The sequence below is a fragment of the Actinacidiphila sp. bgisy167 genome, assembly GCF_057707665.1.
In genome coordinates this window covers 65,566-88,485 of record NZ_JBYIQP010000018.1, presented here as the reverse complement: position 1 = coordinate 88,485, position 22,920 = coordinate 65,566, and the positions used below count along the sequence as shown (strand labels likewise).

Genomic DNA, 22,920 nt, shown 5'->3' with positions numbered 1-22,920 from the left:
CATGCTCTTGTCAGTTCTGGGAGTGCTGCGGCAAGCGTCCCACCTGGGCGGGTCTGTCGCGTCCGGCTCATGACCTGCGCCGATGGCTTGACGGCTCCGGGGCCTCGTGCAGCTCCGACCCCGCCCCCCTTCCCAGCGGTTGGTGTCCGCCCGACCTTCTGACAGCCAGATCGGTCAGCAGGGGCCACAGAGGTCAGTTCGGCGGGCGCGGCGGTCCGCTGATGTCCCCGTACGTCAGCAGTGGTACAGACGGTGCGGATCATAGAGGGCAACGGATGCCGCGACAGTCAGGAGGGCCAGCCAGCCCTGAGCCTTGAGTACCGCACACAACTTTTGCCTTACCGGTGGCTTCGCTGTCGACATCCGATAGGCGAGCATGAGGGAGGTCACGCCGACGATACCCAGGGCCGTGCAGGCGATCGGCACGACGGGGTCGAAGCGTGCCTGTGAGGTTTCTGGCACTTCACCGGGGACGATACAGCCGGAAGAAAACGCCACCGATATCCAGGCCGGAAAGACCAGAGCGGCGGCAATTCCAGCCACCTCCTTCAGCACGAACCTGAGGACGGTCCCCCGAATCGGCGCTGCTTCTTGCACGGTCTCCGGCACTGCCCACTCCCCCTTGCCGTGTGCGTGCCGAAACCGATCGAGTCCGGCACGGATGAGTTTCACGCTCTTGCTCGTACGGATCAAGGTCGGCGGGTGCGACGAGCAGTGGGCCTGTTCGCGATCACCAGACGGTGGGCCCGGCCGCTGACAGTCCGCTGCTCATGCCCCCTCTCCTCCGCTCGGCAGCACGGAACGCACGCCCCGCGCCACTTCTGCGCGCTGCCGTGCTCTCGGACATCTGGAGGCGGATGCGCTCGCGCCCCGCCCGGTGTGTGCCACGTCTCATCCGCAGGCCGTTATGGCGGACGCCCGGCCGGTGTCTCCATGCCGAGTCCACACATGGAGGCGCAATGAACGGAAATGTCCAGGTGGTCGTGGTCGGCGGCGGTTACGGGGGCGTGACGGCGGCCAACAGGCTGGCCCGCCGCGACGGCGTGTCGGTGACCCTGGTCAATCCACGTCCCGCCTTCGTCTCGCGGATCCGCCTGCACCAGATGGTGACCGGCTCCGACGACGCGCTCGAGGGCTACGGCGAGGTCCTGGGCAAGAACGTCCGGCTCGTGGTCGACACCGCGACACGGATCGACCCCGCCGAGCGCCGGGTGTCGCTGGCGGGCGGCGACTCGGTCACATACGACTACCTCGTCTACGCGGTGGGCAGTGGCGCCTCCGACCCCCGGGTGCCAGGAGCGGCGGAGTTCGCTCATTCGGTGTCGGACCTCGAGGGGGCGGAGCGACTGCGGTCGGCCCTGTCCGCGACGCCCGCCTCGGCGCCGGTGACGGTGGTGGGAGCCGGCCCGACCGGCCTGGAGACCGCCGCCGAGCTGGCGGAAGGGGGCCGGAAGGTCACCCTGGTCTGCGGCCGTGTGCTCGGCCCCTCCCTCCATGCCCGGGTCCGTCGTCCGGTCGCCCGCAGACTCGCCCGGCTGGGCGTCACCGTCGTCGAAGGGTTCGGGGCCGAGGTGGCGGAAGTGACGCCGGACGCCGTACGGCTCGAGGACGGCCGCGAGGTGCCCAGCGCGGTGACGATCTGGACCGCGGGATTCCGCGTCCCGGACCTGGCCGCGCGCAGCGGACTGCACACCGACGCCGAAGGCCGCCTGGTCACCGACACGACGCTGACCAGTGTGGACGACGAGCGCATCGTCGCCGCCGGCGACGCGGGAGTGATGCCGGACCACCCGTTCCGGATGAGCTGCCAGGCAGCCGTGCAGCTGGGCCCGGCGGCCGCCGCCACGATCCTGCACCGGATGGCGGGGAAGAGGCCCGCTCCGGTCCACTTGTTCTTCGCCGGGCAGTGCCTCAGCCTCGGCCGGCACGCAGGCGTCACCCAGTTCTCCTACCCGAACGACAAGGTGGTCCCGCTCAGCATCAGCGGGCGGGCCGGTGCCGGCGTCAAGGAGATCGCCTGCCGGTTCACGCTCGGCAAGCTGCTGTCCGGGGCGCGCAAGGCCGGTTCCCGCGCGTCGCGCGGTGCCGGAAGCGACGGTCCCGGAGCACCTCTGCCGGACGGCCGCACGACGCCGTCCGACACCCGGCGCTCGGCGTGACCTCCCCTGCTCGGCGGCGAGCATGCCGCCGATAGCCCCTGCCACGGGGTACTCATCCACGGCCCGACGGCGGCCTGCAGGGGCCGACCACGAGAAAGCGAAGCCCACGACATGCACGACCATGTGTCAGACCCCGCGACCGAGGCATTCGTCGCCCACCGCGACCTGCTCTTCACCGTCGCCTACGAGATGCTCGGATCGGCGGCGGACGCCGAGGACGTCCTCCAGGAGACCTGGCTGCGGTGGGTGGAGGTCGACCTGGCACAAGTGCGGGACCAGCGCGCCTACCTCGTGCGGATCACCACCCGGCAGGCACTCAACCGGCTGCGCACCCTCAACCGGCGCAAGGAGGCCTACGTCGGCCCCTGGCTGCCCGAGCCCCTGCTCACCGCGCCGGACGTGGCCGAGAACGTCGAACTGTCCGAGAACCTGTCGCTGGCCCTGATGTTCATCCTCGAAACCCTCTCGCCGACCGAACGCGCCGTCTTCGTGCTGCGCGAGGTGTTCGACTTCGGCTACGACGACATCGCGGCGGCGATCGGCAAGAGCCCCGCCGCCGTGCGACAGATCGCCTACCGCGCCCGCCGGCACGTCGACGCCCGCCGGCCGCGCACGCCGGCCTCCCAGGAGGAGGCGCGGGCGGCGCTGGATTCGTTCCAGTCCGCGCTCGTGAGCGGGGACCTCCAGGGGCTGCTCGACGTACTCGCCCCCGACGTCGTCTTCGTCAGTGACGGCGGCGGTCTCAAGCTGGCGGCTCTGCGGCCGGTCATCGGCGCCGAGAAGGTCCTCCGTTACATGGCCGGCAGCATGGACAAGGCCGGTGGCATCCTCACAGGCGAGTCCACGACAGTGAACGGCAATCCCGGACTCGTCCTGCGCCTGGACGGCGAGATCGACGGTGTGCTGGCCTTCCGCGTGGAGAACGCCCGCGTGACCGGCCTCTACTACGTCCGCAACCCCGAGAAGCTCACCCGCGTGGAGTCCGAAACCCCCCTCGCCTCCCGCTGACCGACCTCGAAGCATACGAAGCGAATGTTCCGGCCCGGCGGGCGCGGCGCGCCGTATCGCGCCCGCCGTGATCGCCGAATCAAACGGAGAACGGACGGCGGGTCAGGGCCTGCCGCGTCGGCCCACGGCTTCCTGTGACCACCATTCACCCACCAGTGGGGGTCTCCCCAGGGAGGCACGGGTACCCGCGGAGCCGTGCAACCAGGCCGCTCAGCCGGGGGTCTGGTTGCCCCTCAGCATGACGCCGCGCCACAAGCGGCAGGACCTGGTGGCCAATGTTTCACGGCGCACGGAGGACGGGTCCTGTCGACGCACAGGACATCGATCGGGTGACCGCTGCCGGCATGCCCGAAAGAGGCTGCGCCACAGGGATGAAGCGGCGGCAGGCGGCGGCTGACGTGGGTACGGATCCCGTCGACACAGGCCCGGGCCGTGCCGGAAGGCCTTTCGGTGCGGTGCCGGCCCGAGATCGACGAGGAGTCTTCTTCATGAGTCCCGCAGACAGGACCCCGCCCGCCTCCAAGCGGTCCCTCCGGCGTTACGGAAGCCTCACCCGCATAGCGGTGCCGGCCGCTCTCGTCGCCACCGCGATATCGGCTGTCGCGGCCGCCCCGGCACAGGCCGCGGAGGCGCCCGCCCCGGCCGCCTCGTCAGCGAGCAGCTATCCCTGGCCTCCCGGCCCTGGCGGCTACCCGGATCCGTACTTCGGTCCCGAGGTCGGCATCGGCATCGGTCCGGGCCTCGGTCTCGGGCCCCTCCTCGGCGACGGCCCCATCCTCGGACCCGGTCCCTTCCCCGGACCCGGTCCCTTCCCCGGACCCGGTCCTTTCCCCGGCGACGGTCCTTTCCCCGGCCCGGGCAGGCTCGCGGGGTGCGACATCGACTCGACCAGCGCGGCCACGGTGACCGACCGCGAGTTCTCCGTCGCCGTCGTCCGCGGCCGGACGTACGTCGGCCAGAGCAACCTGGGGGGCCTCTACAGCTGGCAGAACCTCAGCGGAAATCCCGGATACCCCGGCACCGGTGTCTGCGGCGCGAGCCTGAGCGTCACGAACCCCGCCCAACTGGCGGTCAGGATCGTCACCTTCCGCGGCGACGTCCTTGAGAACCGCTGCACCCTCACCCCCGCCCCCGCCCCCGCCGTGGTGTGCGGATCCTGGACCCCGGTTGTCGGCCCGCAGCCGCCCCTGATCTTCTGACCGGGTCCACCGAGTGAACCCTCGCGGGCCGGCGAACGGCCGGCCCGCACGGGGAGCCCCCGCCGGACGCCGCACCGCTTGTCGCAGGAACCGCCGGCGGACCTGGCGAGTGACGCTCCCCGCCGCGTGTCCTGCTGCCCGGGCAGCTCCGCCGTCGCCCTCCACGTCTCGCAGTCGCGGGCGGCTTGCGTCCTCGCGGGCCATGCCTGACGCCGACGCGGCCGCCCCGCGCTCATGGCTCGCGCCACGCCAGTGCCCGGTTAGGGATCCGTGCCGGATCGACGGGTGGGCTCCCGTTCCGGACGGCAGACCTCGCAGCGCGCGACATCCGGCATGCCGAGCGCGACCTCGAACTCCTGCCGGTTGAGGCGGCCTCCGCCGGGCACGCGGCAGTCGTCCCGGTGCAGGACGCCCCGGCCCGGACCGCCTCGCGGGTCGGGCACGCTCTGCAGCCGCCAGGCTCGGGCGATCGCCGGGGAACGGCCGCGGTAGGGCGGTGGAACGCCTGGGCCGGCTTCGGATCCACCCACGGCGCCGGCTTCGACCTCCTGGATCTTGGCGTCCACCGCGGCGATCTGCATCTGCAGATAGAGGCGGATCACCCGCAGGCGCTGCGGATCCGGAGGAAGCTCGTACACACGTTCGATTGTAAGCGGCGGGCGGGCCCCGGACCAGCCGCGCGGGGCAGCAAGCGCTCTGCGGGAGCGGCCGGAGGATCCCTCACGAATGAGCCACGGCCGTCAGAGCCGGGAGGACGGTCCCAACGAACGCACCCGGTCAGCGAGTTCTTCTCAACGGGCGATCGCCGGCGCGCAGGCCGGGCGCGCGTCCTGGCGGACGCAACGTGAAGCACCGACCTGCCCGGCCGGCCCGTGGCGACGGGGCCGTCAGCTCGAGCCCACGAAGACGACCAGCAGCAGCCACACCACCGGGGCGGTCGGCAGCAGCGAGTCGAGGCGGTCCATGATTCCGCCGTGGCCGGGCAGCAGCTTGCCCATGTCCTTGATGCCGAGGTCGCGCTTGATCATCGACTCGCCCAGGTCGCCGAGGGTGGCGCTGACCGCCGCGGCGAGGCCCAGCAGCAGTCCCTGCCACCACTGGCCGTCGTCGATCAGGAACTGCATGGACAGCGCGCCCGCGACCATGGCGAAGGTGATCGCGCCGACCAGGCCCTCGCGGGTCTTGCCGGGGCTGATGCGGGGGGCGAGCTTGTGTGTGCCGAAGCGCCACCCGACGGCGTAGGCCCCGGTGTCGCTGGTCACCGTCAGGAGCAGGAAGACGAAGACCCGCCACGGGCCGTCGTCCGCGGCGAGCATCATCACCACGAATGTGGCCAGGAAGGGCACGTAGAACGCGGCGAAGACGCCTGCCGTGACATCGCGGAGGTAGTTCTCCGGCGGCTCCGTCATCCGCCACGCCAGGACGGCCAGCGCGGTGAGCGCCATGGCCACCCACGCGCCCTCGGCGCCGCGCAGGTAGCCGGCGACCACCATGGCGGCGCCGCCGACGGCCAGCGGCACCAGCGGTGCCTGGATCTGCTTGCGCTCGCTCAGCCGTGAGGTGAGCTCCCACAGGCCGACCACGACCGCCACCGCGACGACACCCACGAAGACGGCCTTGACGATGAAGAGCGAGGCGATGACGACGACGCCGAGACCGACGCCGACCCCTATCGCGGCGCGCAGGTCGCGCCCCGCACTCTTCTTGGCCCGGCCGCCGTTCCCACCGGCCGCCGAGGGCTGCGGCGCGGAACGGTCGGGCCGGGCGGAGTGCCGCTCCGGTTCGGGGGCGTCGTCTCGGAACACAGGGCCGCCCATCCGGGTGCCCGCCTCGTCCTCGCCTCCCCGGGAACCGGTGTGTGGCGAGGGCCCCCAAGAAGAGTCGTTCACGGAGTTTCGCCTCGCGTTTTCGTCCGGTCCGGGTCGGTCGGATGGGTGGATGGTCGGGTGGTCTCGGGTCGACGGCGCGGCCGCCGACGGGCGTGCCGGGCGCGCCGTGGAGCGGGCCTGGCGGCTCGCCGGATCAGACCTCGAGCAGCTCGGCTTCCTTGTGCTTGAGCAGCTCGTCGATCTGCGCCACGTACTTGTGGGTGGTGTCGTCGAGCTCCTTTTCCGCGCGGCGCACCTCGTCCTCGCCCGACTCGCCGTCCTTGACGAGCTTGTCGAGGGTCTCCTTGGCCTTGCGGCGCACGCTGCGGATCGAGATCCGCGCGTCCTCCGCCTTGCCGCGGGCGACCTTGATGTACTCCTTGCGCCGCTCCTCGGTGAGCTGCGGGAAGACCACCCGGATGATACGGCCGTCGTTCGTCGGGTTGACACCCAGGTCCGAATCCCGGATCGCCTGCTCGATGTTCCGCAGCGCCCCGGCGTCGAAGGGGGTGATCACAGCCATCCGGGCCTCGGGCACCGCGAAGGAGGCGAGCTGGTTGATCGGGGTGAGGGCGCCGTAGTAGTCCGCCATGATCTTGTTGAACATCGCCGGGTGGGCACGGCCGGTGCGGATCGCGGCGAAGTCCTCCTTGGCGACCACGACGGCCTTCTCCATCTTCTCCTCGGCTTCGAGGAGGGTCTCTTCAATCACCATGTGCTCCTGGTCTTCAGAAGGCAGAGCCTCGGCCCTTGCGCGCGTCTTTCCTGCACGGTGTCCGACCGGCAGCGTCTTGTCCATCCCCGTTCCGGGCGGATCGCCGGCCGGGTCGCGGCCGGCGCCGTCCGTCAGCGGGAGCCCGTGTCGTTGACGAGCGTGCCGATCTTCTCACCCTTCACGGCCCGCGCGATGTTGCCCTCCGCGAGCAGTTCGAACACGAGGATCGGCAGTTTGTTGTCCTGGCACAGCGTGATCGCCGTCAGGTCCGCGACGCGCAGGTCGCGGGCGATGACGTCGGCGTACTCCAGGGCGTCGAACATCACCGCGTCCGGGTTGGAACGGGGGTCGGCGTCGTAGACCCCGTCGACCCCGTTCTTGCCCATCAGCAGCGCCTCGGCGTGGATCTCCAGGGCGCGCTGGGCGGCTGTGGTGTCGGTCGAGAAGTACGGCATGCCCATACCGGCGCCGAAGATCACCACACGGCCCTTCTCCAGGTGCCGTACGGCGCGCAGCGGGATGTAGGGCTCGGCGACCTGGCCCATGGTGATCGCCGTCTGCACACGCGACTGGATGCCTTCCTTCTCCAGGAAGTCCTGGAGGGCGAGGCAGTTCATGACCGTACCGAGCATGCCCATGTAGTCGGAACGGGCCCGGTCCATGCCGCGCTGCTGCAGCTCCGCGCCGCGGAAGAAGTTGCCGCCGCCGATGACCACGGCGATCTCGTAGCCGTCGCGGACGACCGCGGCGATCTCGCGGGCCATCGTGTGCACGACGTCGGGGTCGACTCCGAGCCCCCCTCCGCCGGCGAAGGCCTCGCCGGAGAGCTTGAGCAGGTACCGGCCCTTGTGCTCGCTGCCGGTGGCGGTGGGTGCCTTGTCGGCGTCCTGTTCCATGGAGATCTCCTCGTGCACGTACGAAGAAGGCCATTGCCGCGGGTCCGTGATGGTTCCCTTCGGGCAATGGCCTCCTCGTCAACTGCGGCCTGCCGGTGAACGGCCGGCTGCGTACGAACGACCCTAGCGGGGCCGTCGGTCAAACGCTTGCGCGGCTGCTCGCTCAGACGCCGACGCGGAAGCGGGCGAAGCGCTTCAGCGAGACGCCGGCCTCGTCGAGCACCTTCTGGACGGTCTTCTTGTTGTCCTTGGCGAAGGCCTGCTCGAGAACGACGTTCTCCTTGAAGAAGCCGTTGACGCGGCCCTCGACGATCTTCGACAGGGCGGCCTCAGGCTTGCCCTCCTCGCGGGCGGTGGCCTCGGCGACCCGACGCTCGTTCTCGACGGTCTCGGCCGGCACGTCCTCGCGGGACAGGAAGGTGGGGGCGAAGGCGGCGATGTGCTGCGCGACGTCCTTGGCGACCTCGGCGTTCTCCTTGTCCAGCTCGACCAGGACGCCGACCTGCGGGGGCAGGTCCGGGCTGGTGCGGTGCAGGTAGGAGGCGACGTAGCCGTCGGTGAACTGCGCGAAGCGGTCCAGCACGATCTTCTCGCCGAGGGTGGCGTTGGCCTCGTCGACGAAGGCCTGGACGGTCTGGCCGTCCTTGATCTCGGAGGCGAGCAGCGCCTCCAGGTCGGCCGGCTTGGTGGCGGCGACGTGGGCGGCGATCGCGTCGGCGGTGGCGACGAACTTGTCGCCCTTGGCGACGAAGTCGGTCTCGCACTTGAGCTCGACGAGGACACCCTCGCTGTTGTCACCGGCGATCAGGGACACCACGGCGCCGTTGGAGGCGGAGCGGCCCTCGCGCTTGGTGACGCCCTTCTGGCCCTTGACGCGGAGGATCTCGACGGCCTTGTCCAGGTCGCCCTCGGCCTCCTCGAGCGCCTTCTTGCAGTCCATCATGCCCGCGGCGGTCAGCTCGCGGAGCTTCTTGACGTCGGCGGCGGTGAAGTTCGCCATGGTCTGTCAGTCTCTTCTCGGAAGTCGGTGGATCCGGTGAGCGGTGGTTCTACGGACGGACGGCGGGGGCCGAAGCCCCCGCCGTCCTCACACGCATCGGAAGGCGGGCTGAGGCTCAGGCCTGCTCGGCGTCGGCGGCGGGCGCCTCGGCGGCCTCGGCCGGAGCGGCCTCGGCGGTGTCGCCCGCAGCCGCGTCGGCGGCGGTCTCCTCGGCCTTCGCCTTGTCGCCCTCGAGCAGCTCGCGCTCCCAGGCGGCCAGCGGCTCACCCTCGGCCTTGTCACCGGCGGTGGCGGCACCGGAGCGGGCGATGAGGCCCTCGGCGACGGCGTCGGCGATCACACGGGTCAGCAGGGTGACGGAGCGGATCGCGTCGTCGTTGCCCGGGATCTTGTAGTCGACCTCGTCGGGGTCGCAGTTGGTGTCGAGGATCGCGACGACCGGGATGCGCAGCTTGCGCGCCTCACCGACGGCGATGTGCTCCTTCTTGGTGTCCACGATCCAGACGGCGCTCGGCACCTTCTGCATCTCGCGGATGCCGCCCAGCGTCTTCTCCAGCTTCTCCTTCTCACGGGAGAGGACCAGGAGCTCCTTCTTGGTGAGGCCGGAGGCGGCCACGTCCTCGAAGTCGATCTCCTCGAGCTCCTTCAGGCGCTGCAGGCGCTTGTAGACGGTCGAGAAGTTGGTGAGCATGCCGCCCAGCCAGCGCTGGTTGACGTAGGGCATGCCGACGCGGGTCGCCTGCTCGGCGATGGCCTCCTGGGCCTGCTTCTTCGTGCCGACGAAGAGGATGGTGCCGCCGTGCGCGACGGTCTCCTTGACGAACTCGTAGGCGCGGTCGATGTACGACAGCGACTGGAGCAGGTCGATGATGTAGATGCCGTTGCGCTCGGTGAAGATGAAGCGCTTCATCTTCGGGTTCCAGCGGCGGGTCTGGTGCCCGAAGTGGACGCCGCTTTCCAGCAGCTCCCGCATCGTGACGACGGCCATGGCCGTACTCCTAGGGGTACTCGGTTTTCGCGACCGCCGGACGACGGCCACGCCTGACGCCCCGAACGCGCCGTGCCACGAGGGACCGAGGAGCGCGTCCACCGCTCCCTGTAGGGCGGTGGCGGGGCGTGCGAAGTCGACCCGGTGACCCGGATCGCCATGGAAAGTGTACGGGACCGCCGGAGCGGCGGGCGACATCGTCCCTGGGGACCGGACCCCGCCCGGAGTTGTCCACAGGCACCGTTCCATGATCGTCCGACCGCCGCGAAAGGCGTCACCGTAGGTGCATGAGGACATGTGCGGTGGTGGCGTTGGCGGTACTGACATGGTTCGGAGGGCTTGCGCACCCGGTGGGCGCCGCTGTCCGGGCACCGGTCGTTCCTGACGGCGGCGGCGCGGGCCGGGCCTGGCCCGTGGCCCCGTCCGGTGGGGAGCGGCGACCGGTCGTGGAGCGGGGTTTCGATCCGCCCGCAGTGCCATGGGCGGCGGGGCACCGCGGGGTGGACCTGCGCGCGGGACCCGGCGCACCGGTGCGCGCCGCGGCGCCCGGCAGGGTGTCGTACGCCGGGGAGGTGGCGGGGCGCGGGGTGGTGGCGATCGAGCTCGCGGACGGCTTGCGCATCACGTACCAACCGGTGCGCCCCTCGGTCGCGGTGGGCGACGAGGTCGGCGCGGGACAGGTGGTGGGGGCGCTCGCCGAGGGGCCGTGGCACTGCCCCGGCGGCTGTCTGCACTGGGGGCTGCTGCGCGGGGAGCTCTACCTCGACCCGCTGTCGCTGCTGCCGGACCCGATGCTGCACGGCGGGCCGTCGCGGCTGCTGCCGGTCTTCGGGGTGCCCGTGCCGGAGGGTCCGGACGGGGTGGCGGCCCGGCGGACGGCGGCGCGGGCCGGCCGGGCGCGGGTCAGCCCAGGACCCCGTGCAGGGCCATGGTGACGGCCGCGTCGGCGATGGTGTCGGGCTCCTCCGCGGCGCCGAGCTCGATCCGGCGCACGGCGGAGTCGACGACGCCTTGGAGCAGCATCGCGGTGAGCCTCGGCTCTCGGTGGCCGAGTGCGGCGAGCGCCTCGACGACCATGGCGACCAGACCGCCATGGGCGGCGCGGATCCTCTCGCGGGCGCCTGCGTCGAGTTCGCCCGCGGAGATGGCGACCACGGCCCGGTGCCGGCGGTCTCCGACGAGCGCGAGCTGGCTGCGGACGTAGGCCTCGATCTTGGCCTCGGCCGAGGTCGAGGCGCCCGCCATGGCCGCCTCGACCTCGGCCGCCCAGACGGGGAAGTCGACGGCGCACAGCTCCTCGACGACGGCGGCACGGGAGCGGAAGTACTCGTAGACGGAGGACCGGGCGAGCCCGGTGCGCTCAGCCAGCGCGGGGAAGGTCAGGGCCTCTGTCCCGCCCTCGGAGAGCAGACTGCGCGCGGCGTCCAGCAGGGCGTCGCGCTGCATCGACCGGTGCTCGGCCACCGAGGCCGCTCGAATCTTGGGCACCTCACCACTGTACGGAAGGGGTGCGCCCGCCGAGCGCACCCCTCGGGAAAGCGGCGTCAACGGCCGACGTCGGCCAGTTTGGCGCGCAGTTGCAGAACGGATTTGGTGTGGATCTGACTCACCCTGCTCTCGGTGACCCCGAGCACCTGTCCGATCTCGGCGAGGGTGAGCCCCTCGTAGTAGTAGAGGGTGACCACGGTCTTCTCGCGCTCGGGCAGGGTGTTGACGGCGCGGGCGAGCAGCCGGCGCAGCTCGCGGTCCTCGGCGACCTCGACGGGGTTGTCGGCGCCGGTGTCCTCCAGGGTGTCGACGAGGGTGAGCCGGTCGCCGCCCTCGGCGCCCCCGTGGAGGAGTTCCTCCAGGGCGACGACGTTGGCGAGGGAGAGCTGGCTGAAGACCCCGTGCAGCTCCTCCAGAGCGATACCCATCTCGGCGGCGACCTCCGACTCGCTCGGGGTGCGCCTCAGCGAGGCCTCGAGGGTGGCGTAGGCGCGCTCGACGGCGCGGGCCTTCTGACGCACCGAGCGCGGGATCCAGTCCAGGGCGCGCAGCTCGTCGATCATGGCTCCCCGGATCCGGGTGATCGCATAGGTCTCGAACTTGATCGCGCGTTCCGGGTCGAACTTCTCGATGGCGTCGATGAGCCCGAAGACCCCGGAGGAGACGAAGTCGGCCTGTTCCACATTGGCGGGCAGGCCGACGCTCACACGTCCGGCCACATACTTCACCAGGGGCGAGTAGTGCAGGATCAGCTGCTCGCGCAGACGTGCGTCCCCCGTGGCCTTGTAGGTCCGCCACAACGCGTCGAGCGAGGTGGGGGCGGGCGGCCGGGGGTTTCCGGTGACGGCGGTCGCCGCCGTGCTGCCTTCGTGCCCGGGAGTGTGCCGGTGCATGCGTCGATCTGAGCCGTTCTGCGTTGACCTGAGGGGCGGGCGGGAAGCGAACCTCCCTGAGCGTAGCGTGATGGAACCGTCGCTCAGGGCGACGTCCGGGCGTCCCCACAACCTCGCCACCAGGGGTTCCCAGGTCAAGACCGTCCTGTCACCTGATGGTGTGTTCACCGGGAGAGCGTGTCGGCTTGGCACCCCCCTGCGGTCTCGGGGGCCGCCCCGCGGCTCTGCGCCAACCTCCAGCGCGGGCCGTCCCGTTCGACGAACCCGAGAGCGTGCAGCTCATGGAGCCTGGTGAGGGTGTCGTCGGGGGTGCTCCCCGCGGCCACGGCCAGCTCCTCGCATCCGGCCCCGCCCCGCGCGGGCAGGGCTTCCAGCACCCGGGCGGCGGCGGGTGGCAGCAGATCCCGCGGCAGCACCGGACCGCGGCGCTCGGGCGCGAGGTCCTCGCCGATGCGGCCCACGAGCTCGATGACGTCGGCGGCGCCGGTGACCAGGACCCCGTCGGCGCGCAGCAGCTCGTGGACTCCCTGGGACAGCGCCGAGGTGCAGGGACCGGGGACTCCCATGACGAAACGGCCCAGCTCACGGGCCCGGCGGGCAGTGATCAGGGAGCCGCTGCGGTACTGGGCCTCGATGACGACGGTGCCCCGGGTGAGCGCGGCGATCACCCGGTTGCGGAGCACGAAGCGGCTGCGGGTGGGATGCGACCCGGGCGGCAGTTCACCGATGAGCAGGCCCTGTTCGGCGATGCGTCCGATCAACTCGGCATGACCCGGCGGATACGGCACATCCACTCCGGAGGCGACGACCCCGACGGTCGCCCCCGCCGCGGACAGCGCGCCGCGGTGCGCGGCGCCGTCGATTCCGTAGGCGGCCCCGGAGACGGTGACCCAGCCGGCCTCCGCCAGGTCGGCGCCGAGAGACGCCGCCATGTGGGAGCCGTAGTCGCTGCAGGCGCGGGCCCCCACGACGGCGACCGACCGCAGCGCCCACATCCGCAAGCGGGCGCCGCCGCGCACCCACAGCCCGTGCGGACGCCCGTCACCCAGGTCGTCGAGCTGCCGCGGCCAGTCCGCGTCACCAGGACACACGAAACGGGTGCCCGTGGCCCCGGCCGCCGCCAGGTCCCGCTCCGGGTCCGCTCTGCGGGCGCGCAGGGTGTACCCGGCGGTGCGCCGCTCCCCCGCGCCGGGCAGCTGCTCCCCGGCGGTCAGCGCCCTCACCGTCTCGACGGGGCCGAGCGCGCGCAGCCAGGTCGCGACGAGCTCGTCGCCGGGCTCGGCGATCCGCGTCACGGCGGCCCGGGCCAGGCGCTCCTCGGGTGTCGGGGGCGGCTCCTCCCCGCGGTCCGGCACGGCCTCTGCCCCGTCCATGCCCGCTGTTGCCGGCGGTGTCATCACGCTTCCCCCGTCGCCGTCGCCATGCCGCGGCGCACCCCGGTGCGCAGCTCCAGGGCGCGTTCCATGTCGACGCCGGCCGGCCGGTCACGGCCGGCGAGGTCGGCGACCGTCCAGGCCACCCGCAGGACCCGGTCGAGCCCTCGTGCGGTGAGCAGTCCGCGCTCCATGTCGCGTTCGGCGCAGCGCAGGGCCCCCGGCGCCACGGCCCAGCGGGTGCGCAGCTCGTGACCGGGGACCTGGCTGTTGAGCCGCCAGGGTGTGTTCCGGTACCTGGCGGCGGCGCGCTCCCGGGCCTCCCGCACCCGCGCGGCGACCACCGCGGTGGACTCGCCGGTGCCGGCGCCGCCGATCAGCTCGGAGCGGCTGACGGCCTCCACCTCCACCCGCAGGTCGACCCGGTCCAGGAGCGGTCCCGACAGGCGCCCCTGGTAGCGGCGGATCGAACTCGGCGGGCAGTCGCACATGCCGCCGGGGGCGCCGAACCTTCCGCAGGGGCACGGGTTGGCGGCGAGCACGAGCAGGAAGCGCGCCGGAAGGCGGACGACTCCGGCGGCCCTGGCGATCACCACGTGCCCCGACTCGAGGGGCTGGCGCAGCGCGTCGAGCACCTGACCGTTGAACTCGGGCGCCTCGTCGAGGAAGAGCACTCCCCGGTGGGCGATCGAGACGGCGCCCGGCCGCGGCAGCCCGTTCCCGCCGCCGACGAGGGACTGCATGGTCGCCGAGTGGTGCGGCGCGCAGTACGGCGGCTGGTCCACCATGTGCCGGCCCGCGGGCAGGATGCCGGCCACCGAGTGAACGGCGGTGACCTCCACCGCCTCCTGCCGGGTGAGCGGGGGCAGCAGCCCGGGAAGCCGCTCCGCCAGCATCGTCTTGCCCGCGCCGGGCGGCCCCTTGAGGTAGATGTGATGGCCGCCGGCGGCGGCGACCTCCAGGGCTGTCCTGGCCGCTCCCTGGCCCGCGACCTCGGCCAGATCGGGGGTGCCGGTGTCGGTGAGCCCGGCGCCCTGGCCGACGCCGGGCAGGGTGAGGCCGGCCAGCATCGGGTCGGGCCGCCCTTCAGCGGGCTCCTCGTCCTCCTCCGGGGCGAGTTCGTCGTTGAGCAGGGCGATCAGCTGCCGCAGGCTGCGCACCCCGAGCACGGAGACGCCCGGTACGAGCGATGCCTCGGCGACCGTGCGCTCGGGCACCACGACGTGTCGGTACCCGGCGTCGGCGGCGGCGAGCACCGCGGGCAGCACCCCGCGAACGGGGCGGACCCGGCCGTCGAGGCCGAGCTCGCCGATCATCATCAGGTCGGCGATGTCGGGTGGCGCGACGCGGTCGTTCGCGGCCAGGACGGCGCAGGCCACCGCCAGGTCGAAGCCGCTGCCGCTCTTGGGGACGGAGGCCGGGCTGAGGCCGACCGTGAGCTTCTTCTGCGGCCAGCTCTCACCGCTGTTCACGATGGCGGCGCGGACCCGGTCCCGGCTCTCGCTGAGGCTCTTGTCCGGCAGGCCCACCAAGGTGAACGCCGGCACCCCCGCCTCGAGGTCCGCCTGGACCTCGACGACGACGCCCTCCACCCCCAGCAGCGCCACCGAGCACGTGCGGGCGAAGCCCATCACGCCACCCCCCGCACGTGCTCGACGCGGGCGGCGCCCCGCATGGGCAGCACGATGCCGACCACGTCGATCCGCACACCGCCCGGCGGTGGTCCACCGTGGTCGGCGAGCCAGCATTCGGCCAGTCGCCGAAGCCGCTCGGTCTTGCGCGGGGTGACGGCGGCCATCGGGTGCTCACCGCACCTCTCGGCGCGCGCCTTCACCTCGCACACCACGAGTGCGTCCCCGTCGGCCGCGACGATGTCGATCTCGCCGTGGCGTTCGCGGTGCCGGCACCGCCAGTTCCGCTGCAGCACCGTCATCCCGGCCTCGGTCAGCGACCGTGCCGCCAGTTCCTCGCCGTAACGTCCGAAAGCCCCTCGGGCGTTCATCCGTACCACCTCCGTCACTCACTGTGAGGGAGGTGGCAGCCGAAAGACGATCTTGTCCCGAGCCTGTGGACAACCGGGCCGGCCTCGCAGGCCTCCGCCGGCCTCGGCCGGGTTCCGGCCGGGTTCCAGCCAGCCTCAGCCGTTGAAGCCGGAGTCGTCCGAGGGCAGGTCGAGGTCCGCCTTGTTGAGCTCCTCGATGTTCACGTCCTTGAACGTCAGCACGCGCACTTGCTTGACGAAGCGGGCCGGCCGGTACATGTCCCACACCCACGCGTCAGCCATGGAGACCTCGAAGAACACCTCGCCCTGGACGGAGTGCACCTGCATCTCGTAGTCATTGGTGAGATAGAAACGGCGCTCCGTTTCGATCACGTATTTGAACAGGCCGACGACGTCCCGGTACTCCCGGTAGAGCTTCAGCTCCATCTCGGTCTCGTACTTCTCGAGGTCCTCGGCGCTCATGGCATGTTCCCCTTCAGCCGTACGTCCCCCCATTGTGCGTCAGTCACGCTCCGTCCCCAGGTGAATCGGGGACAACGGGGGGCCCTCGTCGAGCAGCCTGCGCAGCAGCTCGGCGAGCCTGGTCGGGTACACCGTCTCATGCGAGGCGAGCAGTTCCTCGCAGGTCCACCATCGCAGGCCGTCCACGCTGCGCCGCTCCAGCTCGGTGAGGCCGCGCGTGTGCACCCGGAGGTCGTCGGTCCGGGCCAGGAAGTACCACTCGTCCTGTTCCCAGTACCGGCCGTCGAAGGCGAAGGCGCACGAGCGCTCCCACAGCACCGGCCCCAGCAGGGCCGTGGTGATCCCGGTCTCCTCCGCCAGCTCCCGGCGCGCCGCCGCCTCAAGGCTCTCGCCGCTCTCCACGCCGCCGCCCGGGGTGAACCACCAGGTGACGGCCGGATCGTCCGGCTCGTACCCGTGCAGCAGCAGGATCCGGTCCTCGGGGTCGAGCAGGACGACCCGCGCCGCACGCCGTCGCATCGTCGTCACACCGCCCTCCGCCGCCGGGCCCGGTCCGCGACCGGACCGTAGGCCGCCCCCGCGAGGATCAGGACCGCGCCCGCCACTATCGCCGCGCCCCCCGTGCGCAGCGGACCGGGAGCGGAGGGACCGCCGCCCGGCAGAGCCGCGAAGGCGCCCGTCCGGGGGGCCATGGCGGCGCGGCCGAGCGGCCAGACGACGCCGTCGACCCGCGCCACCACCGCGGCGCGCGGCACCGAGCCGTTGGCGGCGTCACCGAGGCGCAGGCGGGAGTCCTCGGACGTCGCCCGGTTGTCGCCCATCATGAACAGGCTGCCCCGGGGCACCCTGGCCGAGAAGGACATCGGCGAGGCCGGGTCCCGGGTGTTCAGTCGGTACGGCTCGTCGACCGGCCTGCCGTCGACCATCAGCCGTCCCTGCTTGTCACAGCAGGCCACTTCGTCCCCGCCGACCGCCACGACCCGCTTCAGCATGGGCGCGTCGCCCCACAGCGGGTCGCTGAAGACGACGATGTCCCCGCGCCGCACCTCGGAGCCGTCGATCCGCTGGGCGAGGATCTTGTCGCCCGCGTCCACGGTCGGGGTCATGGAACCGGTGGGGACGGTGTACGGCCGGTAGACAAGCGCCATCCAGCCGAAACCGCCCAGGAAGAGAACGCAGCCGAGGGCGACGGCCGCACCGGAGATCATCCGTCCGGCCCGTCCGCCGCCCTCGCCGCCCGCTCGCCCCGTCGCCGCCCGCTCGCCCGCGCCTGTGCTCGTGCTCATGCGTCCGCACCCTACCCGGGGGTATGGAGCGGGGGCAGCCCGGTCACCTCACGAGGGGCCGGTCACCTCACGAGAGCCGGTCACCTCAGCGGGGCCCCGGCCACCCGACCGGTGACCGAGCGCCTCACGGTTGAGGTGACCGGGCTTCACGGCTTGAGCAGACGGCGCCGCCGCCACATCACCAGAGGCACCGCACCGGCCAGTCCGCCGGCGGCCGGAAGCCCCGCGGCGGGCGCAGCGGCGGCCGCCGAGTTGATGCCGGGCTGGTCGAAGGTGCTCGGCACGGGCAGGGTGGCCCAGTTGCCGATGGGCCAGACCACGGCGACCGCGCGGCCGACGACCTCGTCCACCGAGACCGTCCCCTTGCCCGGCAGGTCCTGGTGGTAGCGGGAGTCCAGGGAGTCCTGCCGGTGGTCGCCCATGACCCAGATGCGGCCCTCCGGGACCTTGATCGGTCCGAAGGGACGGTCGCCGCACGGGGTGTTCCCCGGGTAGATGTACGGCTCGTCCAGCGCCTTGCCGTTGACCTTGACCGGGCCGGTGCCCTTGCACTCCACCGTGTCACCGCCGACCGCGATGACCCGCTTGATCAGGTCTTTCTCCTCCGCGGACGGCATGAGGCCGACAAAGCTCAGTCCCTTTCGGACAGCGTCCGTGACGGGGTTGGTCTGCACCGGGGCCGTCTCGCCGAGCCAGCCGCCCGGGTCGTGGAAGACGACGACCTCGCCGCGTTCGGGCTCCGACCCGAACCAGGGCGTCAGCTTGTCGACGACGACACGGTCACCGATCTTGAGCGTGTCCTCCATCGACGCCGAGGGAATCGAGAACGCCTGCAGCAGGAACGTCTTGATCAGCCAGGCGAGCACCAGGGCGATGACGATCAGCAGCGGCAGTTCCTTCCAGAACGAGCGCTGCTGCTTCTTCTTACCGCCGCCGTCGCGGTCGTTCGCGGCACTCGCCTCTTCGGAGGTCTCCGCGCCCGCATCCGGGTTCTGTCTTCCGAGCGGCGCCTCGCCCTCGTGCCTGGAGTCGCCCGACGTGGGTTCCCGATCCTCCGGCTCTCCGCGTCCGGACCTTGCGCCGACCACCAGGTCCCCCACATCTACTCCTCACTCCGCCTACTCCGCTTACGCGCTGTCGCCCACGCCCTATGCGGCGCAAGCCCACGACTCCCATAACGAGCGGGAGTTCCGCAGGAGTCGGGAGCGGGTCCATTCCTTGCCGATTGTTGGATGTTGCCACTCCCGGGCCCGCCCGGGCGTCAGACGCGCCCGAGCCCCCCGGCGCGGCGACATGCGAGAAGGTGGCAGGCTCCCTCAGTCCCGCCCAGTGCGCGATCGGCCAGGCCACGGCGAAGGCCCTGCCCACCACCAGGTTCTCGGGCACGGTGCCGTTGCCGGGATCCTGGAGGTGCAGGCGGGAGTCCGCCGAGCTGGAGCGGTGGTCCCCCATCACGAAGAGCCGGTTCGGCGGGACCTTGACCGAGAAGTCGATCTCCGACGGCGGATTTCCCGGATGGACGTACGGCTCGTCCAGCGGGGTCCCGTTGACGGTGATCCTCCCCTGGTCGTCGCAGCACTTCACCGTGTCTCCGCCGACCGCGACCACCCTCTTGATCAGGTCCTGCTCGTCCGCCGACGGCAGCAGCCCGATGAAGGTGAGGACCTCCTTGATCTGCTTGACGACCACCGGGTCCTCGCCCGGCTGGGCCTGCTCCCCGTCGAGCCAGTTGCCGGGATCCTTGAACACCACCACGTCGCCGCGCTGCGGACGGGCGCCGAACCACGGAGTGAGCTTGTCGACGACCACGCGGTCGCCGATCCTGATCGTCTGCTCCATCGAGCCGGACGGGATGACGAAGGCCTGCAGCAGGAAGGTCTTGAGCACCAGTGCGATCAACAGCGCGACCCCGATCAGCAGGGGTATCTCCTTGGCGGCGGAACGGCGCCGCCTGCGCTTGACCTTCCGCGCCAGTTTGCGCCGCTCAGCGCGGCCGCCGCTCCTGCGCGGACCTGCGGGCTCCTCGCCCAGGTGCTCGGCACGACCAGGCCGGTCGGCGCGCGCCCGGCCGCGGCTACCCATGGCCGCCGCCCAGTGTCCGGCGGCGGCCCAGCGGCCATATGGTCGCCTCCGCCCGGCCGATCACCTGGTCGACCGGAACCGTGCCCCCTCCGGGGTCGCCGAGGTGGTCACGGGAATCCCGGCTGTCGGCACGGTGGTCACCCATCACCCACAGCCTCCCCTTCGGAACCTCGATGTCGAACGCTACCCGGGACGGCGTGTCCCCGGGATGAAGATAGGTCTCGTCCAGCGGGTGCCCGTTGACGGTGATCCTGCCCTGGGCGTCGCAGCAGGTGACCCGGTCCCCTCCGACCCCGATGACCCGCTTGACGAAGTCGGTCCCGCTGGAGTGCTGTACGAACGACCCCTTGCCGTCGAAGACCACGATGTCGCCTCTGGCCGGCTCCCCGCCGAAGCGGTACGCCAGCTTGTTGACGAGTACGCGGTCCCCCGCGCGCAGGGTGTTCTCCATCGACCCGCTGGGGATCTCGAAGGGCTGCGCCACGAACGCGCCGACCAGCGCGACCACCGCGGCGGCCACCCCGACGAGCAGCGCGTAGCGCCCCGTGGATGCGCCGAAGCGCGACCACTCGTCCCGCCGTTCGGCGGAATCGGCGCGGCCGCGCTCCGGAAGGTGTGCCTCTGTGTCCATCGAGCGCAGAGCCTATAGGGCTCCGCTGAACTCCCGACGGGCTCAGCGCTCGCGCTTCTCCTTGATCTTCGCGGCCTTGCCGCGCAGCTCACGGAGGTAGTACAGCTTCGCGCGACGCACGTCACCGCGGGTCACGAGCTCGATCTTCTCGAAGATCGGGCTGTGCACCGGGAAGGTACGCTCGACGCCGACGCTGAAGGAGACCTTGCGCACCGTGAAGGTCTCACGGACGCCGGAACCCTGGCGGCGGATGACAACGCCCTTGAACTGCTGAACGCGGGAGCGGTTGCCCTCGATCACGCGGACGTGGACGTTGACGGTGTCACCCGGGCGGAAGGCCGGGACGTCGCTGCGCAGCGACGCGGCGTCGACGGAGTCGAGCAGGTGGGACATGTTCGTCTGCTTTCTTCGCCCATGCCACAGGTCATCGGCGGATCGTGGTGGTGAGACAGGTGCCGCGGCGTCGGACGGGCGTCATGTCCCCCTGTGGCAGGGGCGCACGCCGGACGCACAGCAGCAGCCGCCTATTCTTCCACGGACTCCGGCAGACGCCCAAATCGCCCGTCCTCGCCGACGACCCAGCCGAGTGCGGCGAGCATCGAGCGGTCCTTCTTGTCCAGGCTCGCCGGGTCGCAGCGCTCGATCAGGTAGGGGCGGTTCTGCGAGGTACGGCGGAAGGCCTCGTCGCGGCGCCAGCGGGCGACCTTGCCGTGGTGGCCGCTGAGCAGCACCTCCGGCACCCCGCGGTCGCGCCAGACCGGGGGTTTGGTGTAGACCGGGCCCTCCAGCAGGTCGGCCATGGCGCCGGGGGCGAAGGAGTCGTCGCGGTGGGACTCGGCGTTGCCGAGCACGCCCGGCAGCAGACGGGCGACCGCCTCCACCATCACCAGGACCGGGGCCTCGCCGCCGGCCAGCACATAGTCGCCGATGGAGACCTCGCGGACGTCGAGCCGCTCGCCGTACTCCTCGATGACCCGGCGGTCGATCCCCTCGTAGCGGGCCGGGGTGAACACCAGCCAGGGCTTCCCGGACAGTTCCACCGCGAGTTCCTGGGTGAACGGGCGGCCGCTCGGGGTGGGGACGACGAGCACGGGCTCCCCCTCGCCCGACGCCAGGACCGAGTCCAGGGCCTCACCCCATGGCTCGGGCTTCATGACCATGCCGGGCCCGCCGCCGTACGGGGTGTCGTCGACCGTGTTGTGCCGGTCATGGGTCCACTCGCGCAGGTCGTGGACGCGTACGTCCAGCTGCCCGCGCGCCCGGGCCTTGCCGACCAGGGAGACGTTGAGCGGTTCCAGGTACTCGGGGAAGATCGTGACGACGTCGATGCGCATGGTCCTACTGCTCCGCCTCGGCCTCGTCCAGCAGGCCGGGCGGCGGGGTGACGACCGCCCGCTGCCGCTCGAGGTCGATCTCGGGGACGATCTCGGCGACGAAGGGCACCATGACCTCGCTGCCGTCCGGCCGTTCGACGACCAGCAGGTCCTGGTACGGCAGGTGGGAGATCTCCTTGATCCGGCCGATCTCGGTGCCGTCGGCCGTGACCACGTCGAGGTCGACCAGCTGGTGGTCGTAGAACTCCTCGGGGTCCTCGGGCGTCTCCTCCGGATCGACCTCGGCGATCAGCAGGACGTTGCGCAGCGCCTCGGCGCCGTTGCGGTCCTTGACCCCCGCGAAGCGCAGCATCAGCCGGCCGCTGTGCACGCGACCGGTCTCCACGGTGAGCGGGCCGGCCGAGGCCGGGTCCGTGACGAGCACGGCGCCCGGGGCGAGCCGCAGTTCGGGCTCGTCGGTGCGCACCTCCACGGAGACCTCGCCCTTGATGCCATGGGCGCGGCCGATGCGTCCCACTACCAGCTGCACTTCTTCGCGCTCCTGTGCTCACGTGTCGGATAAGGCCGCGGGCCGGGGGCGGCCCAAGTGCCACCCCCGGCCCGTGCCGGTGCTGCGTACCTCAGCGGACGTTGTCCACATCGACGAGGTCGACGCGTACGCCTCGTCCGCCGATCGCGCCCACGACGGTGCGCAGGGCGCGGGCGGTGCGGCCGTTGCGGCCGATCACCTTGCCGAGGTCGTCGGGGTGCACCCGGACCTCGAGGACCTTCCCGCGGCGCAGGGTGCGCGCGGCGACCTGCACCTCGTCGGGATTGTCGACGATGCCCTTGACCAGGTGCTCGAGGGCCTCCTCGAGCACGATCAGGCCTCGGTCGACTCGGCCGCCTCGGCGGCCTCGTCCTTCTTGTCGGACTTCTTGGCCTTCTGGGTGATGGCCTCACCCTTGGGCTCGTCACCGGCGTCCTTGGCGGCGGCCTCGAAGAGGGCGCGCTTGTCCGCCTTGGGCTCGGCGACCAGGAGCGGGGCCGGAGCCGGCTCGCCCTTGAACTTCTGCCAGTCGCCGGTCTTCTTCAGGATGGCGAGCACGGGCTCGGTCGGCTGCGCGCCGACACCCAGCCAGTACGCGACGCGCTCGGCGTCGACCTCGATGCGCGACGGGTTCTGGACCGGGTGGTACAGACCGATCTCCTCGATGGCCCGGCCGTCACGGCGGGTGCGGGAGTCGGCGACGACGATGCGGTAGTGAGGCGAACGGATCTTGCCCAGACGCTTCAGCTTGATCTTGACTGCCACGGGAGTGGGTTCTCCTGGTGTTGACGTGGTTGGGCAGGCCGGAACACCACGTGGGGTTGTGGAGCCGGTTGCCCGACGGACGCGTCAGCCGAAGGAGAGAGGGGTCCTGCACGGCTGCCGAGTGCTCAGCTGACCATTCTGCCATACGGCGGGCAGGCCACCGTACGGCGGCGACCGCACCGGCGGCTTCCCCCGTGCCGCCGCGCCCATGGTCCCGCCGCACCGTGCGTTCGGCCGCCCGA

At 71.6% G+C, this 22,920-nt stretch carries 26 protein-coding genes and 1 pseudogene; 4 read left to right on the top strand and 23 right to left on the bottom strand.

Annotation, left to right across the window (positions count from 1 at the left end; all coding sequences use genetic code 11):
• Window positions 1–234: 234 nt before the first annotated feature.
• Window positions 235–672 carry a hypothetical protein gene (locus AC3ET4_RS10180; RefSeq protein ID WP_431948214.1) on the bottom strand — a complete coding sequence of 146 codons (438 nt, stop codon included), beginning with the start codon at window positions 670–672 and terminating at the stop codon, window positions 235–237.
• 287 nt (window positions 673–959) lie between these two features.
• On the opposite strand from AC3ET4_RS10180, the gene AC3ET4_RS10175 reads away from it, so the two are divergent.
• The 3 genes from AC3ET4_RS10175 (at window position 960) to AC3ET4_RS10165 (ending at window position 4,366) form a co-directional block, all read left to right on the top strand.
• The gene (locus AC3ET4_RS10175; protein WP_431948212.1) at window positions 960–2,159 is read left to right on the top strand and encodes an NAD(P)/FAD-dependent oxidoreductase; all 1,200 of its coding nucleotides are present in this window, start codon (window positions 960–962) and stop codon (window positions 2,157–2,159) included.
• A gap of 111 nt (window positions 2,160–2,270) precedes the next feature.
• Window positions 2,271–3,167 (top strand): RNA polymerase sigma-70 factor, encoded by an 897-nt coding sequence (locus tag AC3ET4_RS10170; RefSeq protein ID WP_431948210.1) that lies wholly within the window; start codon window positions 2,271–2,273, stop codon window positions 3,165–3,167.
• Between the two features lie 488 nt (window positions 3,168–3,655).
• Window positions 3,656–4,366: a hypothetical protein gene (locus AC3ET4_RS10165; RefSeq protein WP_431948208.1), complete on the top strand. Its 711-nt coding sequence runs from the start codon at window positions 3,656–3,658 to the stop codon at window positions 4,364–4,366.
• 260 nt (window positions 4,367–4,626) lie between these two features.
• Here AC3ET4_RS10165 and AC3ET4_RS10160 read toward each other — a convergent pair whose 3' ends face one another.
• From AC3ET4_RS10160 to rpsB, 6 genes are all read right to left on the bottom strand, one after another.
• Complete coding sequence (locus AC3ET4_RS10160; RefSeq protein WP_431948206.1) at window positions 4,627–5,004, bottom strand: DUF6233 domain-containing protein; 378 nt, start codon at window positions 5,002–5,004, stop codon at window positions 4,627–4,629.
• Window positions 5,005–5,253: 249 nt separating this feature from the next.
• Window positions 5,254–6,255, bottom strand: coding sequence for a phosphatidate cytidylyltransferase (locus tag AC3ET4_RS10155; RefSeq protein WP_431948204.1), 1,002 nt, complete (start codon window positions 6,253–6,255; stop codon window positions 5,254–5,256).
• Window positions 6,256–6,388: 133 nt separating this feature from the next.
• The gene (gene frr, locus AC3ET4_RS10150) at window positions 6,389–6,946 is read right to left on the bottom strand and encodes a ribosome recycling factor (RefSeq protein ID WP_431948243.1); all 558 of its coding nucleotides are present in this window, start codon (window positions 6,944–6,946) and stop codon (window positions 6,389–6,391) included.
• Between the two features lie 134 nt (window positions 6,947–7,080).
• Window positions 7,081–7,845, bottom strand: coding sequence for a UMP kinase (gene pyrH, locus AC3ET4_RS10145; protein ID WP_431948202.1), 765 nt, complete (start codon window positions 7,843–7,845; stop codon window positions 7,081–7,083).
• A 163-nt stretch (window positions 7,846–8,008) separates the two neighbouring features.
• Window positions 8,009–8,845, bottom strand: a complete 837-nt coding sequence (gene tsf / locus AC3ET4_RS10140) for a translation elongation factor Ts (protein ID WP_431948200.1) — start codon at window positions 8,843–8,845, stop codon at window positions 8,009–8,011.
• A 115-nt stretch (window positions 8,846–8,960) separates the two neighbouring features.
• Window positions 8,961–9,833 (bottom strand): 30S ribosomal protein S2, encoded by an 873-nt coding sequence (rpsB, locus tag AC3ET4_RS10135; RefSeq protein ID WP_431948198.1) that lies wholly within the window; start codon window positions 9,831–9,833, stop codon window positions 8,961–8,963.
• A 446-nt stretch (window positions 9,834–10,279) separates the two neighbouring features.
• Between rpsB and AC3ET4_RS10130 the strand changes: the two genes are divergently transcribed.
• On the top strand, window positions 10,280–10,768 hold the full coding sequence (locus AC3ET4_RS10130; RefSeq protein WP_431948196.1) for a murein hydrolase activator EnvC family protein: 489 nt from the start codon (window positions 10,280–10,282) through the stop codon (window positions 10,766–10,768).
• Here AC3ET4_RS10130 and AC3ET4_RS10125 read toward each other — a convergent pair.
• From AC3ET4_RS10125 to rpsP, 16 genes and pseudogenes are all read right to left on the bottom strand, one after another.
• On the bottom strand, window positions 10,737–11,297 hold the full coding sequence (locus tag AC3ET4_RS10125; protein WP_431948241.1) for a TetR/AcrR family transcriptional regulator: 561 nt from the start codon (window positions 11,295–11,297) through the stop codon (window positions 10,737–10,739). The genes AC3ET4_RS10130 and AC3ET4_RS10125 overlap by 32 nt on opposite strands.
• Before the next feature lie 80 nt (window positions 11,298–11,377).
• On the bottom strand, window positions 11,378–12,214 hold the full coding sequence (gene whiG, locus AC3ET4_RS10120) for an RNA polymerase sigma factor WhiG (protein WP_431948194.1): 837 nt from the start codon (window positions 12,212–12,214) through the stop codon (window positions 11,378–11,380).
• A gap of 164 nt (window positions 12,215–12,378) precedes the next feature.
• Entirely contained in the window at window positions 12,379–13,611 is a 1,233-nt protein-coding gene (gene dprA, locus AC3ET4_RS10115) for a DNA-processing protein DprA (RefSeq protein WP_431948192.1), read from the bottom strand.
• A complete protein-coding gene (locus AC3ET4_RS10110) occupies window positions 13,611–15,218 on the bottom strand; it encodes a YifB family Mg chelatase-like AAA ATPase (protein WP_431948190.1) in 1,608 nt (535 codons plus the stop codon). Before AC3ET4_RS10110 ends, dprA begins: the two co-directional genes overlap by 1 nt.
• Complete coding sequence (locus tag AC3ET4_RS10105) at window positions 15,218–15,589, bottom strand: YraN family protein (protein ID WP_431948189.1); 372 nt, start codon at window positions 15,587–15,589, stop codon at window positions 15,218–15,220. Before AC3ET4_RS10105 ends, AC3ET4_RS10110 begins: the two co-directional genes overlap by 1 nt.
• A gap of 135 nt (window positions 15,590–15,724) precedes the next feature.
• Window positions 15,725–16,051 carry a DUF2469 domain-containing protein gene (locus AC3ET4_RS10100; protein ID WP_018562949.1) on the bottom strand — a complete coding sequence of 109 codons (327 nt, stop codon included), beginning with the start codon at window positions 16,049–16,051 and terminating at the stop codon, window positions 15,725–15,727.
• Window positions 16,052–16,090: 39 nt separating this feature from the next.
• The gene (locus AC3ET4_RS10095; RefSeq protein ID WP_431948239.1) at window positions 16,091–16,570 is read right to left on the bottom strand and encodes an NUDIX hydrolase; all 480 of its coding nucleotides are present in this window, start codon (window positions 16,568–16,570) and stop codon (window positions 16,091–16,093) included.
• Between the two features lie 5 nt (window positions 16,571–16,575).
• Window positions 16,576–17,337 (bottom strand): signal peptidase I, encoded by a 762-nt coding sequence (gene lepB, locus AC3ET4_RS10090; protein WP_431948186.1) that lies wholly within the window; start codon window positions 17,335–17,337, stop codon window positions 16,576–16,578.
• A gap of 146 nt (window positions 17,338–17,483) precedes the next feature.
• On the bottom strand, window positions 17,484–18,428 hold the full coding sequence (gene lepB / locus AC3ET4_RS10085; RefSeq protein ID WP_431948237.1) for a signal peptidase I: 945 nt from the start codon (window positions 18,426–18,428) through the stop codon (window positions 17,484–17,486).
• A pseudogene (lepB, locus tag AC3ET4_RS10080) lies at window positions 18,346–19,419 on the bottom strand (signal peptidase I); the annotation flags it as partial. The pseudogene lepB (AC3ET4_RS10080) and the gene lepB (AC3ET4_RS10085), both read right to left, overlap by 83 nt.
• Window positions 19,412–20,050 (bottom strand): signal peptidase I, encoded by a 639-nt coding sequence (gene lepB, locus AC3ET4_RS10075; protein WP_431948184.1) that lies wholly within the window; start codon window positions 20,048–20,050, stop codon window positions 19,412–19,414. The pseudogene lepB (AC3ET4_RS10080) and the gene lepB (AC3ET4_RS10075), both read right to left, overlap by 8 nt.
• Window positions 20,051–20,092: 42 nt before the next feature.
• Window positions 20,093–20,443: a 50S ribosomal protein L19 gene (gene rplS / locus AC3ET4_RS10070; RefSeq protein ID WP_431948182.1), complete on the bottom strand. Its 351-nt coding sequence runs from the start codon at window positions 20,441–20,443 to the stop codon at window positions 20,093–20,095.
• Between the two features lie 131 nt (window positions 20,444–20,574).
• Window positions 20,575–21,384 (bottom strand): tRNA (guanosine(37)-N1)-methyltransferase TrmD, encoded by an 810-nt coding sequence (gene trmD / locus AC3ET4_RS10065; protein WP_431948180.1) that lies wholly within the window; start codon window positions 21,382–21,384, stop codon window positions 20,575–20,577.
• Window positions 21,385–21,388: 4 nt separating this feature from the next.
• Window positions 21,389–21,913: a ribosome maturation factor RimM gene (rimM, locus tag AC3ET4_RS10060; protein ID WP_431948178.1), complete on the bottom strand. Its 525-nt coding sequence runs from the start codon at window positions 21,911–21,913 to the stop codon at window positions 21,389–21,391.
• 91 nt (window positions 21,914–22,004) lie between these two features.
• Window positions 22,005–22,244, bottom strand: a complete 240-nt coding sequence (locus tag AC3ET4_RS10055; protein WP_018562958.1) for an RNA-binding protein — start codon at window positions 22,242–22,244, stop codon at window positions 22,005–22,007.
• 2 nt (window positions 22,245–22,246) lie between these two features.
• Window positions 22,247–22,678, bottom strand: coding sequence for a 30S ribosomal protein S16 (gene rpsP / locus AC3ET4_RS10050; protein ID WP_431948176.1), 432 nt, complete (start codon window positions 22,676–22,678; stop codon window positions 22,247–22,249).
• Window positions 22,679–22,920 lie beyond the last annotated feature (242 nt).

Coding starts and splice junctions, on each gene's coding strand:
- AC3ET4_RS10110 (WP_431948190.1), bottom strand. CDS start 15,218: ATGGGCTTCGCCCGCACGTGCTCGGTGGCGCTGCTGGGGGTGGAGGGC.
- AC3ET4_RS10165 (WP_431948208.1), top strand. CDS start 3,656: ATGAGTCCCGCAGACAGGACCCCGCCCGCCTCCAAGCGGTCCCTCCGG.
- lepB (WP_431948184.1), bottom strand. CDS start 20,050: ATGGACACAGAGGCACACCTTCCGGAGCGCGGCCGCGCCGATTCCGCC.
- AC3ET4_RS10105 (WP_431948189.1), bottom strand. CDS start 15,589: ATGAACGCCCGAGGGGCTTTCGGACGTTACGGCGAGGAACTGGCGGCA.
- pyrH (WP_431948202.1), bottom strand. CDS start 7,845: ATGGAACAGGACGCCGACAAGGCACCCACCGCCACCGGCAGCGAGCAC.
- whiG (WP_431948194.1), bottom strand. CDS start 12,214: ATGCACCGGCACACTCCCGGGCACGAAGGCAGCACGGCGGCGACCGCC.
- AC3ET4_RS10170 (WP_431948210.1), top strand. CDS start 2,271: ATGCACGACCATGTGTCAGACCCCGCGACCGAGGCATTCGTCGCCCAC.
- AC3ET4_RS10095 (WP_431948239.1), bottom strand. CDS start 16,570: ATGCGACGGCGTGCGGCGCGGGTCGTCCTGCTCGACCCCGAGGACCGG.
- lepB (WP_431948186.1), bottom strand. CDS start 17,337: ATGAGCACGAGCACAGGCGCGGGCGAGCGGGCGGCGACGGGGCGAGCG.
- rplS (WP_431948182.1), bottom strand. CDS start 20,443: ATGTCCCACCTGCTCGACTCCGTCGACGCCGCGTCGCTGCGCAGCGAC.
- rpsB (WP_431948198.1), bottom strand. CDS start 9,833: ATGGCCGTCGTCACGATGCGGGAGCTGCTGGAAAGCGGCGTCCACTTC.
- AC3ET4_RS10100 (WP_018562949.1), bottom strand. CDS start 16,051: ATGAGCGCCGAGGACCTCGAGAAGTACGAGACCGAGATGGAGCTGAAG.
- tsf (WP_431948200.1), bottom strand. CDS start 8,845: ATGGCGAACTTCACCGCCGCCGACGTCAAGAAGCTCCGCGAGCTGACC.
- dprA (WP_431948192.1), bottom strand. CDS start 13,611: ATGACACCGCCGGCAACAGCGGGCATGGACGGGGCAGAGGCCGTGCCG.
- AC3ET4_RS10175 (WP_431948212.1), top strand. CDS start 960: ATGAACGGAAATGTCCAGGTGGTCGTGGTCGGCGGCGGTTACGGGGGC.
- trmD (WP_431948180.1), bottom strand. CDS start 21,384: ATGCGCATCGACGTCGTCACGATCTTCCCCGAGTACCTGGAACCGCTC.